Here is a 13074-nt window from a genome sequence, read left to right as displayed (position 1 = left end):
GCCGCCCCCGGCACGGCAAGGGCCACGTCGCCGCCCTCGCACCGCCCCCGCGCGGTCACCGCGCACCCCCGTCCTGCCCCGTCGGCCCCTCCAGCAGGGCCGGAGCCGCGTAACGTCCACCGGCCGGGCGTTCCCGCAGCAGGCGCAGGAACGCCGGTGCCACGCTCTCCGGCGACGGCCGCGCCGCGTCCGCGTCCTCCGGGACCGCCGCCGCGTACAGGTCCGTCGCCATGTCGCCCGGGTCGACCGCCCACACCCGCAGCCCCGGCTCCTCCTCGCCCAGCACCGCCGCCAGCTGGTCCAGCGCCGCCTTCGACGCCCCGTAACCGCCCCACGTCGGGTACGGCTCCGCCGCCGCGTCCGAGCTGATCACCACCACCGACCCCGCCTCCGAGGCCCGCAGCAGCGGCAACGCCTCCTGTACGAGACCGAGCGCCGCCACCACATTCGTCTCCAGCGCCCGCCGCAGCCCCTCCAACGGCAGCGCGTCCAGCCGGACCAGCGGCTCCGCCCCCAGCACGCTCGCGTTGCTCACCAGCAGGTCGAGCCCGCCCAGCGACCCGGCCGCCGCCACCAGATCCGCCCGGTGCGCCGCGTCCGTGACGTCCCCCGGCACCGCCACCACCCGCGTCCCGTACCGTTTGCGCAGATCGCGTGCCGTCTCCTCCAGCACCCCGGCGGTCCGGGCGTCCAGCACCAGGTCCCAGCCCTCCCCGGCCAGCTGACCCGCCAACGCCCGTCCCAGCCCCTTCGAACCGCCTGTGATCAGTGCGACCGGCATGGTGACCGTCCCCTTCGTACCCTCGGCGTCCGCCGGGAGACCCCGGCGACTTCACCGTAGAAAGCCCCGGCCGCACCGCGCCTCGCCCTGGAGCCCCACCCGTACCCGGCACATCGGCGTAGGACCCGGGCAGTCCTACGACCTCCGGACGAGGGCCCGGCCCGCCCCGCCCTAGGCCCCCGCGCGCCGAGCACCGACCCGGGCCCGATACGGCCGCCCGGCCCGCGCCGGTACGGTGATCCCATGAGTCATCGCCCACCGTCGGGCCTCGCCGCGGTGAGTGCCGCGCTGCTCGCCATGAGCCGGCACCTCGAAGTGGGCGACGTCCTGAAGACGATCGTCGCCTCCGCCCGCGAACTGCTCGACGCCCAGTACGCGGCCCTCGGCGTCCCGGACGACCACGGCGGCTTCGCCCAGTTCGTGGTCGACGGCGTCAGCGACGAACAGTGGAAGGCCATCGGCCCGCTGCCCCGCCAGCACGGCATCCTCGCCGCGATGCTCCACCAGGCCAAGCCCGAACGCCTCGCCGACGTCCGCGAGGATCCCCGCTTCGGCGGCTGGCCCGACGCCCACCCCGACATGTCCGACTTCCTCGGCCTGCCGATCATGGACGGCGACGAGATCATCGGCGCGCTCTTCCTCGCCAACAAGATGTGCCCCAAGCCCGAGGGCGGCTGCGGCTTCACCGCCGAGGACGAGGAACTGCTCTCGATCCTCGCCCAGCACGCCGCGATCGCCCTCACCAACGCCCGCCTCTACGAGCGCAGCCGCGAGCTGACCATCGCCGAGGAACGCTCCCGCCTCGCCCACGAGCTGCACGACGCGGTCAGCCAGAAGCTGTTCTCGCTCCGCCTCACCGCCCAGGCCGCCGCCGCCCTCGTCGACCGCGACCCCGTACGCGCCAAGGGCGAGCTCCAGCAGGTCGCCGCCCTCGCCGCCGAAGCCGTCGACGAACTGCGGGCCGCCGTCGTCGAGCTGCGCCCGGCCGCCCTCGACGAGGACGGTCTCATCGCCACCCTCCGTACCCAGATCCAGGTCCTGGACCGGGCGCACGCCGCCGAGGTCGCCTTCGAGAGCTGCGGAGTGCGCGCGCTGCCCGCCGCCCAGGAAGAAGCGCTGCTCCGGGTCGCCCAGGAAGCCCTCCACAACGCCCTGCGCCACTCCGGCGCGGAGCGCGTGAGCGTCACCCTGGCCCGGCGCGGCACCGCCACCGTCCTGCGCGTCACCGACGACGGGAGCGGGTTCGACCCCACCGCCGTCCGGCGCGCGGGCCGCCACCTCGGCCTCGTCTCCATGCGCCACCGGGCGAACAGCGTCGGCGGCCGACTCACCGTTGAATCGGAGCCCGGCAAGGGCGCCACGATCGAGATGGAGGTCCCCGGTGGCTGACAAGATCATCAGGGTGCTGCTGGTCGACGACCATCAGGTGGTCCGCCGCGGACTGCGCACGTTCCTGGAGATCCAGGAGGACATAGAGGTCGTCGGCGAGGCGTCCGACGGCGCGGAGGGCGTGGCCCGGACCGAGGAGCTGCGCCCCGATGTCGTGCTGATGGACATCAAGATGCCCGGCACCGACGGCATCGAGGCGCTGCGCCGCCTGCGCGAGCTCGACAACCCGGCCAAGGTCCTCATCGTCACGAGCTTCACCGAACAGCGCACCGTGGTCCCCGCCCTGCGCGCAGGCGCCTCCGGTTACGTCTACAAGGACGTCGACCCGGACGCCCTGGCGGGGGCGATCCGCTCGGTCCACGCCGGACACGTCCTGCTCCAGCCCGAGGTCGCTGGCGCCCTCCTCGCCCAGGAGGACGCGGGCACCGGCACGGGCCGGGGGAGCACCCTCACCGAGCGGGAACGCGAGGTGCTGGGCCTCATCGCCGACGGCCGCTCCAACCGGGAGATCGCCCGCGCGCTCGTCCTCTCCGAGAAGACGGTCAAGACCCATGTCTCGAACATCCTGATGAAGCTGGACCTGGCCGACCGCACCCAGGCGGCGCTGTGGGCGGTACGCCACGGAGCCGTGGGCTGACGTCGCCGCCGGGGGTTCCCGTCCGGGCTGAGATTCATACTGTCGTGTGTATGTCACCCGTATGGCGCATCCTTCCGGGCGGCACGGCGTTCTCCAGGACGTGCTGCGGCGGCTTGCCGCAGCCTTTCTAGGAGGATCCTGAAGTGAAGAACCTGAAGAAGGCCGCCGCCGTCACCATGATCGCGGGCGGGCTCATCGCCGCCGGCACCGGTGCCGCCTCCGCCACCGGCCACAGCGGTGCCGGCGCCCACGGCGTCGCCACCAACTCCCCGGGCGTCGCCAGCGGCAACCTCGTGCAGGCCCCCGTAGCCATCCCGGTCAACGCGGTCGGCAACACGGTCAACGTGGTAGGCCTCCTCAACCCGGCCTTCGGCAACCTGGGCCTGAACCACTGAACCCTTAGCGATTCCAGCCCGCCGGGCGTCGGTCCTCCCAGCCCGTCCGGCGACTGTTCCAGCCCGTCCGGCGTTTGAGGACGGAACCCTTAGGGCGGGGCTCCCGCACACCAACGGGCTCCCCGCCCGGGGCACTCCACCCCGTCCGGCGACTGTTCCAGCCCGTCCGGCGCTTGAGGACGGAACCCTCACGGCGGGGCCCCCGAGCCGAAAACAGCCCCCGCCCGGGGCACCGCACCACCCGCACCCCAGCCCGTCCGGCGCCTGAGGACAAAGGGGCCCGCGGCCCTACCGCCGAACCTCCCCACCCTCCACATACGCGTTGTACGCGGCAACAACCGCCCGCCGAGCCACCCGCTCAACCGGCCGCAACGCGGCCCCCCGAGCCGCCATCTCCGACGCGCTCACCGCACCGCCGTGCCCGTTCTCGTACGCCACCGAGACCAGCAGCCCCACCCGCTGCGCCATCTCCAGCACCCGCACCGCCCGCGGCGGATACCCGGGCGCCAGCACCTCGCGCCCGCCACCCCGCTCCACCCGCGCCCGGTACGCGTCCACCGCCGCATCCGCCACCGGACCGGAACCGGCCACGTCCAGCCGCGACAGCACCGCCGTCGCATCCCGCAACGCCTCCGCCAGCTCCCGCTCCGCCTCGCCCAGCGACGGCACATCCGCGGGCGGCGCCTCCCGCACCGGCAGCACCCGCCACACCACCTCCACGTGCAGATCCCCCTCCGGCCCGGCCTCGCTCACCTCCGGCACCAGCCCGTACGGCACCCCGTACGCGACCACCGCCTCCTCCGCCTCCAGCGCCCGCGCGTTGAAGTCCGGCGGACCGCTCAGCCCCAGCGGATGCCCCGGCACCGGCAGCGCCACCCGGAAACCGGTCGCCCCCAGCCCCCGCAGCCGCCCCAGCGCCAGCGTGAGCCCGACCGGCCCCGCCTCACCCGGCAGCCCCTCGACGCGGTGCACCGCGTCCTCTCCGACAATCGCGAGGGCCGCCTCGTCCGGCGAGACGAGTCCCGCCAGAAGCGCGTTTCCCCAAGCGGCCAACAACCCTGAACGTGGTTCGACAAGCATGCCGACAGCCTAGGGAACGTCCGGGCCGTGCCTGGGGTGCGGACCTCACGCCCGATCCACTCGCGCGGTGGCGTAGGTTTTCCCTGGGAGCCGTGCCCACCGGCACGCGACGATCGACGAGACTGCTTGGGGAGACAACGCGCCATGAGCGATGTACTGGAGCTGGTGGACGTATCCGTGGTCCGCGACGGACGCGCTCTGGTGGAAGACGTCTCCTGGTCGGTCAAGGAGGGGGAGCGCTGGGTCATCCTGGGCCCCAACGGCGCCGGCAAGACGACCCTCCTCAACCTCGCGTCCAGCTACCTCTTCCCCAGCAAGGGGACCGCCACCGTCCTCGGCGAGAAGCTGGGCGGCGTCGGCACCGACGTCTTCGAGCTCCGCCCCCGCATCGGCATGGCCGGCGTCGCGATGGCCGACAAGCTGCCCAAGCGCCAGACCGTGCTCCAGACCGTCCTCACCGCCGCGTACGGCATGACCGCCACCTGGCACGAGAACTACGAAGCCGTCGACGAGGAGCGCGCCCGCGCCTTCCTCGACCGCCTCGGCATGACCGAGTACCTGGACCGCAAGTTCGGCACGCTCTCCGAAGGAGAGCGCAAGCGCACGCTCATCGCCCGCGCCATGATGACCGACCCCGAACTGCTGCTCCTCGACGAGCCCGCCGCCGGACTCGACCTCGGCGGCCGCGAGGACCTCGTCCGCCGCCTCGGCCGCCTCGCCCGCGACCCGTTCGCCCCCTCCATGATCATGGTCACCCACCATGTCGAGGAGATCGCACCCGGGTTCACCCACGTCCTGATGATCCGCCAGGGCAAGATCCTCGCGGCCGGCCCCATGGAGACCGAGCTCAGCTCCCGTAACCTCTCCCGCTGCTTCGGCCTGCCGCTCGTCGTCGAGCACACCGGCGACCGCTACACCGCCCACGGCCTCCCGCTCTCCTGACCGAGGCACCGAGGCCGCCGCACGAAGTCGTCGCACGAGGCCATCGCACCCCGATCGGCAGGCGGTTCACCGCAGTTGACCCCCGTGCGCCCTGTCGGTGACGCACCGACAGTCCTACGATGACCATGTGGACATCGACGCATGGGTGTGGTGGCTGATCGGCGCGGTGGGACTGGGCATCCCCCTCGTCCTGACCGCGATGCCCGAATTCGGCATGTTCGCCGTCGGGGCGGTGGCCGCATCCGCCGTCGCGGCCCTCGGCGGCGGAATCGTCGCCCAGGTGCTGGTGTTCGTCCTCGTCTCGGTCGCGCTGATCGCCGTCGTACGCCCGATCGCCGCCAGACACCGGGCCGGACAGACCGGACAGGCCAGCGGCATCGACGCCCTGAAAGGCCGTCAAGCGGTCGTGCTGGAGCGGGTGTCCGCCGACGGCGGCCGCATCAAGCTCGCCGGCGAGGTCTGGTCGGCCCGCTCCTACGACGCCGGCCAGGCCTTCGAGCCCGGCAGCCAGGTCGATGTCGTCGACATCGACGGAGCGACGGCCGTCGTCATGTGACCGAAGCGCGCACGGGGCGGGCCCACGTCTGCCAGACTCGAAGTCGATCATGTCGATCACCGAAGGACCCCGGCCCGGCCCGCAACCCACCGGCCACCGGCCGCACCTGAGGACCGACCCCGATCACCGCGATCCACCGGCCAACCGAAGGGCACGAGAGACACGATGCAACCGATCATCATCGTTCTGATCATTCTGGTGGTGCTCGTCTTCATCGCCCTGATCAAGACGATTCAGGTCATCCCGCAGGCCAGCGCCGCCATCGTCGAGCGCTTCGGCCGCTACACCCGCACCCTGAACGCGGGCCTGAACATCGTCGTCCCGTTCATCGACTCGATCCGCAACCGGATCGACCTGCGTGAACAGGTCGTGCCCTTCCCGCCGCAGCCGGTGATCACCCAGGACAACCTGGTCGTCAACATCGACACCGTCATCTACTACCAGGTGACCGACGCCCGCGCCGCGACCTATGAAGTGGCCAGCTACATCCAGGCGATCGAGCAGCTCACCGTCACCACCCTCCGCAACATCATCGGCGGCATGGACCTGGAGCGGACCCTCACCTCCCGCGAGGAGATCAACGCGGCCCTGCGCGGCGTCCTCGACGAGGCGACCGGCAAGTGGGGCATCCGCGTCAACCGTGTCGAGCTCAAGGCGATCGAGCCGCCGACCTCCATCCAGGACTCGATGGAGAAGCAGATGCGCGCCGACCGCGACAAGCGCGCCGCGATCCTCACCGCCGAGGGCATCCGGCAGTCCCAGATCCTCACCGCCGAAGGTGAGAAGCAGTCGGCGATCCTGCGCGCCGAGGGTGAGGCCAAGGCCGCTGCCCTGCGCGCCGAGGGTGAAGCCCAGGCCGTCCGCACGGTCTTCGAGGCCATCCACGCCGGAGACCCGGACCAGAAGCTCCTCTCGTACCAGTACCTCCAGATGCTCCCGAAGATCGCCGAGGGCGACGCCAACAAGCTCTGGATCGTGCCCAGCGAGATCGGCGACGCCCTCAAGGGCCTCAGCGGAGCCTTCGGCAACCTCGGCGGCGGCGTACCCGGCTTCAACACCGGCGGCGACGGCGGAAACGGCGGGAGCCCCAAGGGCGGCATCCCGGCCCCCGCGATGGAACGACGCGAGGAACCCCCGGTCTCCTGACCCGGAAACCCCTTCGTGCATGATCAGTGAGGCCCCTCGACCTTCATGGCGGGGAGGCGTCACTGACCACCGAAGGAGATGGCCTTGTCCATCTGGGAAATACTCGCCGTCTTCGCGGCCGGAGTCGGAGCCGGCACGATCAACACGATCGTCGGCTCGGGCACCCTGATCACCTTCCCCGTCCTCCTCGCCACCGGCCTCCCCCCGGTCACCGCGACGGTCTCCAACGCGCTGGGCCTCATCCCCGGCTCCATCAGCGGAGCCATCGGCTACCGCAAGGAACTGGCCGGCCAGCGCCGCCGCATCATCAAACTGGGCATCGGAGCCGCCATCGGCGGTCTCACCGGAGCCACGCTCCTGCTCGCCCTGCCCTCCACGGCCTTCGAGACGATCGTCCCGGTCCTGGTCGCCATGGCACTCGTCCTGGTGATCCTGCAACCACGCATCAGCAAAGCCGTGCAGCGCCGCCGCGAACACACCGGCACCGTGGCCCGCACCGACGGCGGCCCGCTCCTGTTCACCGGCCTGATGCTCGCCAGCGTCTACGGCGGCTACTTCACCGCCGCCCAGGGGATCATCTACCTCTCCCTCATGGGCATGCTGCTCGACGACACCATGCAGCGCCTCAACGCCGTCAAGAACGTCCTGGCCGCCATCGTCAACAGCATCGCCGCGCTGTTCTTCCTCTTCGTCGCCCACTTCGACTGGACGGCCGTCCTCCTCATCGCGGTCGGCTCGGCCATCGGCGGCCAGATAGGCGCCAAGGTCGGCCGCCGGCTGAGCCCCACCGTCCTGCGCGCCCTCATCGTGGCCGTCGGCACGGTCGCCATCGTCCAGCTGCTGCTCCGCTGACGGACGGTGAGCCCGCCCCCACCAGGGACGGGCCCACCGATACGTCACCAGCCGTACGCCGACTACGCCGCCGCGGCCGTCCGGTCCAGCCACGCGGGCAGCTCCGCCCGGTCACCGGCCCCCATCGCCAGCAGCATCGCCTCGGCGGGGGAGGGGACGAACGGCTGCTTCAGCAGCGGCATCCCCGCCTGCTCCGGAGTCCGGGCCGCCTTACGGTGGTTGTCCTCGGCGCAGGAGGCCACCGTGTTCAGCCAGGTGTCCTGCCCGCCCTGGGCACGCGGCACCACGTGGTCGACGGTGGACGCCCGCCGCCCGCAGTACGCGCACCGGTGCTGGTCCCGGATGAGGACACCCCTTCTGGACCACGGGGCCTGTCTTCGGAACGGCACCCGTACATACCGGCAGAGCCTGATCACCCGGGGCGCGGGAATGTCCACGGCGGCACCACGCATACGGAGCTCGGGATGCGACTGCTCGACGACGGCCTTGTCCGTCAGGATCAGGACCACCGCACGGTTGAGCGTCACTGTCGACAGCGGCTCGAAGCTCGCGTTGAGAACCAACGTGTCACGCATCCTGCCCACCTCCCGTGTGCCGCCCGCCCCCTGGCAGGCCCGGATCAACTCTGGCTGGGCAGGCCGCGATGGACAACGCAATAAAAAAATGCCCTGCTCTGATCTCTCCAAGACCAGAGCAGGGCAAACAGCAGACGAACTAATCGTCGGCCCGACCGTCGGCGGGGGCCCGGTACTCACCGATCAGCTGCGCACGCCCGAGCGTGTGGAACCGAAGGTTGAACCCGACGACCGCGGGCGAGGAATCACTGTCGATCCCGAGCTTCTCGGTGTCCACCGCGTACACGGTGAACACATACCGGTGGTTCTCCCCGGCGGGCGGCGCGGCCCCGCCGAAGTCCTTGGACCCGTAGTCGTTACGCGCCTGAACGGCGCCCTCCGGCAGCCCCTTGAACTCCCCGCTGCCCGCACCGGCCGGCAACTCGGTCACCGACACCGGGAGGTCGAACAGCACCCAGTGCCAGAACCCGCTGCCCGTCGGCGCGTCCGGGTCGAAACACGTCACGGCAAAGCTCTTGGTCCCCTCGGGAAACCCCTCCCACCGCAGCTGCGGCGAAGTGTTCCCGGCCGCAAGCACCTGGGCGTCGCCCAGCACGGCCCCCGGCGCGAGGTCGTCGCTCACCACGGTGAACGCCGCCACCTCCGGATGGAAGTCGTGCGGCAGCGGGGCCCTGTTCGGCTCGGTCACGTCTGGCACCTCTCCTGATCGGTTCGTCTGCCTACCCGCCCGACTCTAGGGGGCGGCGCAACCCGCTAGAGCCAGTTGCGCTGACCGCCGACCTGGGCGAGCCACTGGTTGAGGTACGCCGCCCAGTCGGTCTGCTGGTAGTCGTGCAGCCCCACCTTGAACGCGCGGTAGGAGTCGCTGCCCTCGCTGAACAGCCCCGGCTTCTTGTCCATCTCCAGGACGACGTCCATCTCACGGTCGTCGGCGACGAAGGTCAGCTCCACCTGGTTCAGCCCGCGGTACTGCGCCGGCGGGACGAACTCGATCTCCTGGTAGAACGGCAGCCGCTGACGGGTCCCGCGGATGTGACCGCGCTCCATGTCCGCGCTGCGGAAGCCGAAGCCCAGCTGCCGGAAGGCGTTGAGGATGGCCTCCTGCGCCGGCAGCGGGTGCACGTTGATCGGGTCCAGGTCACCGGAGTCCAGCGCCCGGGCGATCTCCAGCTCGGTGGTCACGCCGATGTTCATCCCGCGCAGGTGCTGCCCGCCGAACATCGTGATCGGCGTCTCCCACGGGATCTCCAGACCGAACGGCACCACGTGCACCGCACCCGGCTGCACCTCGAAGGCGCCGCCGAGGTTCAGCTTGGTGAACTCGATGTCCTGCTTGGTCTCCTGGTCGCCGCTCTCCACCTCGACCCGCGCCTGGAGCCCGACGTTGAGTCCCTCGATCTGCTGGGAGACGGAACCGCCCTGGATCCGCACCTCGCCCTGGACGACCCCACCGGGGACGACGTTCACCTCGGTGAGCTCGGTCTCCACCGAGGCACCGCCGGCACCCATGCTCGCGAGCAGCCGCTTGAAGCCCATAGTCACTCCTTCTAGGTCCTGACCCCTACATACGCGCCACGACGGTAGCCGGTTCCCATCGGGGCGATCCCAGTACCCTCGGACGCCATGACCAAGAGCCTGGACCGCACTCCACTGACACGGGACTTCTTCGAGCGCGACGTCCTGGAGGTCGCCCCGGACCTGCTCGGCCGCACCCTTGTACGCCGGGAGCCGACGGGCACGATCGAGCTGCGGCTGACCGAGGTGGAGGCGTACGCGGGCGAGATCGACCCCGGCTCGCACGCCTTCCGCGGCCGCACGGCCCGCAACAGCGTGATGTTCGGCCCGCCCGGTCATACGTACGTCTACTTCACGTACGGGATGTGGCACTGCCTCAACCTGGTGTGCGGCCCGGACGGGCACGCCAGCGGAGTTCTGCTCCGGGCCGGCGAGATCAACGTCGGCGCCCACCTGGCCCGCGACCGACGTATCTCGGCCCGCAACGACAAGGAACTGGCCAAAGGCCCGGCCCGCCTCGCCACCGCCCTCGACGTCGACCGCGACCTGAACGGCAGCGATCTCTTCGGCGGCCCCACCCCGGCGCTGTCCATCCTGCACGGCACCCCGCCACCCCGTGACCTCGTACGGAGCGGCCCCCGCACCGGAGTGGGCGGCGACGGCGCCCACCAGCCGTGGCGCTTCTGGATCGAGGGAGACCCCACGGTGAGCCCGTACCGCGCCCACGCACCGCGCCGTCGCCCGACCCGCAAGGCGACTTGACGCGCCTTCGGCGGACGCCTAATGTAGTCCGAGCCGCTTGACACGGGTACAACTCTCGGCACAGTCCATCGGACCGGACCGAGCCACTCGAAGCGGCCACACCACTACCTACGACTCACCCTGGCGGGTGCGAATTCGGCATGCCCGTAATTCGCCCTATCGGCTCGATTATGAGCTGCCAAGAGAATCGGTTAACGTAGCGGACACGCCGAAAGGCAAGGCCACTCCACAGGCCACCGGAAATCGAATTCGGACCGGAGACGGAACGAAAAAGAGTCTGGTAAAGTTGGAACCGCCGGAAAGGGAAAACGCGAAAGCGAAGAACCTCGAAAGCACCCCGCTTCGACCGGGAATCGGACACGAAAGAGTCTGATAGAGTCGGAAACGCAAGACAGCAAGATAAAGAAGAAAAACGAAGGGAAGCGCCCGGAGGGCCCCGGTGATACGGGACCGAAGGAAGCGTCCGTTCCTTGAGAACTCAACAGCGTGCCAAAAGTCAACGCCAGATATGTTGATACCCCGTCTCCGGCCGGTTTGGTCGGGACGTGGTTCCTTTTGAAATACACAGCGAGGACGCTGTGAACAACGGGTCTTATTCCGGCCGGTTGTTCCGCTCTCGTGTGTGTGTGCACCCGATTACGGGTAAACATTCACGGAGANAAACGAAGGGAAGCGCCCGGAGGGCCCCGGTGATACGGGACCGAAGGAAGCGTCCGTTCCTTGAGAACTCAACAGCGTGCCAAAAGTCAACGCCAGATATGTTGATACCCCGTCTCCGGCCGGTTTGGTCGGGACGTGGTTCCTTTTGAAATACACAGCGAGGACGCTGTGAACAACGGGTCTTATTCCGGCCGGTTGTTCCGCTCTCGTGTGTGTGTGCACCCGATTACGGGTAAACATTCACGGAGAGTTTGATCCTGGCTCAGGACGAACGCTGGCGGCGTGCTTAACACATGCAAGTCGAACGATGAAACCGCTTCGGTGGTGGATTAGTGGCGAACGGGTGAGTAACACGTGGGCAATCTGCCCTTCACTCTGGGACAAGCCCTGGAAACGGGGTCTAATACCGGATAATACTTCTGCCTGCATGGGTGGGGGTTGAAAGCTCCGGCGGTGAAGGATGAGCCCGCGGCCTATCAGCTTGTTGGTGGGGTAATGGCCTACCAAGGCGACGACGGGTAGCCGGCCTGAGAGGGCGACCGGCCACACTGGGACTGAGACATGAGACACGGCCCAGACTCCTACGGGAGGCAGCAGTGGGGAATATTGCACAATGGGCGAAAGCCTGATGCAGCGACGCCGCGTGAGGGATGACGGCCTTCGGGTTGTAAACCTCTTTCAGCAGGGAAGAAGCGCAAGTGACGGTACCTGCAGAAGAAGCGCCGGCTAACTACGTGCCAGCAGCCGCGGTAATACGTAGGGCGCAAGCGTTGTCCGGAATTATTGGGCGTAAAGAGCTCGTAGGCGGCTTGTCACGTCGGATGTGAAAGCCCGGGGCTTAACCCCGGGTCTGCATTCGATACGGGCTAGCTAGAGTGTGGTAGGGGAGATCGGAATTCCTGGTGTAGCGGTGAAATGCGCAGATATCAGGAGGAACACCGGTGGCGAAGGCGGATCTCTGGGCCATTACTGACGCTGAGGAGCGAAAGCGTGGGGAGCGAACAGGATTAGATACCCTGGTAGTCCACGCCGTAAACGTTGGGAACTAGGTGTTGGCGACATTCCACGTCGTCGGTGCCGCAGCTAACGCATTAAGTTCCCCGCCTGGGGAGTACGGCCGCAAGGCTAAAACTCAAAGGAATTGACGGGGGCCCGCACAAGCAGCGGAGCATGTGGCTTAATTCGACGCAACGCGAAGAACCTTACCAAGGCTTGACATATACCGGAAAGCATCAGAGATGGTGCCCCCCTTGTGGTCGGTATACAGGTGGTGCATGGCTGTCGTCAGCTCGTGTCGTGAGATGTTGGGTTAAGTCCCGCAACGAGCGCAACCCTTGTTCTGTGTTGCCAGCATGCCTTTCGGGGTGATGGGGACTCACAGGAGACTGCCGGGGTCAACTCGGAGGAAGGTGGGGACGACGTCAAGTCATCATGCCCCTTATGTCTTGGGCTGCACACGTGCTACAATGGCCGGTACAATGAGCTGCGATGCCGTGAGGCGGAGCGAATCTCAAAAAGCCGGTCTCAGTTCGGATTGGGGTCTGCAACTCGACCCCATGAAGTCGGAGTTGCTAGTAATCGCAGATCAGCATTGCTGCGGTGAATACGTTCCCGGGCCTTGTACACACCGCCCGTCACGTCACGAAAGTCGGTAACACCCGAAGCCGGTGGCCCAACCCCTTGTGGGAGGGAGCTGTCGAAGGTGGGACTGGCGATTGGGACGAAGTCGTAACAAGGTAGCCGTACCGGAAGGTGCGGCTGGATCACCTCCTTTCTAAGGAGCA

General features: G+C 68.7%; 13 protein-coding genes and 1 rRNA gene. 9 read left to right on the top strand and 5 right to left on the bottom strand.

The genetic code is table 11. The annotated features are described in order from the left end of the window. Positions 1 to 55: 55 nt before the first annotated feature. Positions 56 to 781, bottom strand: coding sequence for an SDR family oxidoreductase (locus A3Q37_RS08775; RefSeq protein WP_065480337.1), 726 nt, complete (start codon positions 779 to 781; stop codon positions 56 to 58). Between the two features lie 243 nt (positions 782 to 1024). Between A3Q37_RS08775 and A3Q37_RS08770 the strand changes: the two genes are divergently transcribed. From A3Q37_RS08770 to A3Q37_RS08760, 3 genes are all read left to right on the top strand, one after another. Beyond that, positions 1025 to 2170 carry a GAF domain-containing sensor histidine kinase gene (locus tag A3Q37_RS08770; RefSeq protein WP_065480332.1) on the top strand — a complete coding sequence of 382 codons (1146 nt, stop codon included), beginning with the start codon at positions 1025 to 1027 and terminating at the stop codon, positions 2168 to 2170. Beyond that, the gene (locus tag A3Q37_RS08765; protein WP_032784339.1) at positions 2163 to 2807 is read left to right on the top strand and encodes a response regulator transcription factor; all 645 of its coding nucleotides are present in this window, start codon (positions 2163 to 2165) and stop codon (positions 2805 to 2807) included. The genes A3Q37_RS08770 and A3Q37_RS08765 overlap by 8 nt, the downstream gene beginning before the upstream one ends. A gap of 143 nt (positions 2808 to 2950) precedes the next feature. Further along, complete coding sequence (locus tag A3Q37_RS08760) at positions 2951 to 3202, top strand: chaplin (protein WP_065480330.1); 252 nt, start codon at positions 2951 to 2953, stop codon at positions 3200 to 3202. 288 nt (positions 3203 to 3490) lie between these two features. On the opposite strand, the gene A3Q37_RS08755 is transcribed toward A3Q37_RS08760, so the two are convergent. After that, positions 3491 to 4282: a hypothetical protein gene (locus tag A3Q37_RS08755; protein ID WP_065480327.1), complete on the bottom strand. Its 792-nt coding sequence runs from the start codon at positions 4280 to 4282 to the stop codon at positions 3491 to 3493. A 144-nt stretch (positions 4283 to 4426) separates the two neighbouring features. On the opposite strand from A3Q37_RS08755, the gene A3Q37_RS08750 reads away from it, so the two are divergent. From A3Q37_RS08750 to A3Q37_RS08735, 4 genes are all read left to right on the top strand, one after another. Next, complete coding sequence (locus A3Q37_RS08750) at positions 4427 to 5224, top strand: ABC transporter ATP-binding protein (protein WP_065480324.1); 798 nt, start codon at positions 4427 to 4429, stop codon at positions 5222 to 5224. Between the two features lie 127 nt (positions 5225 to 5351). After that, positions 5352 to 5780, top strand: a complete 429-nt coding sequence (locus A3Q37_RS08745) for an NfeD family protein (protein ID WP_065480321.1) — start codon at positions 5352 to 5354, stop codon at positions 5778 to 5780. 165 nt (positions 5781 to 5945) lie between these two features. Next, on the top strand, positions 5946 to 6926 hold the full coding sequence (locus tag A3Q37_RS08740) for an SPFH domain-containing protein (RefSeq protein WP_065480318.1): 981 nt from the start codon (positions 5946 to 5948) through the stop codon (positions 6924 to 6926). A 78-nt stretch (positions 6927 to 7004) separates the two neighbouring features. Continuing rightward, a complete protein-coding gene (locus A3Q37_RS08735) occupies positions 7005 to 7778 on the top strand; it encodes a sulfite exporter TauE/SafE family protein (protein WP_176711381.1) in 774 nt (257 codons plus the stop codon). A gap of 62 nt (positions 7779 to 7840) precedes the next feature. Here A3Q37_RS08735 and A3Q37_RS08730 read toward each other — a convergent pair whose 3' ends face one another. The 3 genes from A3Q37_RS08730 to A3Q37_RS08720 form a co-directional block, all read right to left on the bottom strand. Beyond that, positions 7841 to 8353, bottom strand: coding sequence for an HNH endonuclease (locus tag A3Q37_RS08730; protein ID WP_065480306.1), 513 nt, complete (start codon positions 8351 to 8353; stop codon positions 7841 to 7843). A 139-nt stretch (positions 8354 to 8492) separates the two neighbouring features. Continuing rightward, a complete protein-coding gene (locus A3Q37_RS08725) occupies positions 8493 to 9041 on the bottom strand; it encodes a YbhB/YbcL family Raf kinase inhibitor-like protein (RefSeq protein ID WP_065480302.1) in 549 nt (182 codons plus the stop codon). Positions 9042 to 9106: 65 nt separating this feature from the next. Then, entirely contained in the window at positions 9107 to 9889 is a 783-nt protein-coding gene (locus tag A3Q37_RS08720; protein WP_065480300.1) for a sporulation protein, read from the bottom strand. An 87-nt stretch (positions 9890 to 9976) separates the two neighbouring features. Between A3Q37_RS08720 and A3Q37_RS08715 the strand changes: the two genes are divergently transcribed. Together A3Q37_RS08715 and A3Q37_RS08710 are read left to right on the top strand one after the other, a co-directional pair. Continuing rightward, positions 9977 to 10630, top strand: coding sequence for a DNA-3-methyladenine glycosylase (locus A3Q37_RS08715; protein ID WP_065480297.1), 654 nt, complete (start codon positions 9977 to 9979; stop codon positions 10628 to 10630). Between the two features lie 899 nt (positions 10631 to 11529). Next, positions 11530 to 13064, top strand: a 16S ribosomal RNA gene (locus A3Q37_RS08710). The last annotated feature ends 10 nt before the right edge of the window (positions 13065 to 13074 follow it).

This window comes from Streptomyces sp. PTY087I2, from assembly GCF_001687325.1.
Lineage (GTDB): Bacteria > Actinomycetota > Actinomycetes > Streptomycetales > Streptomycetaceae > Streptomyces.
Note: the sequence above shows the minus strand (reverse complement) of the source record. Positions and strands in the feature narration are given on the sequence as shown.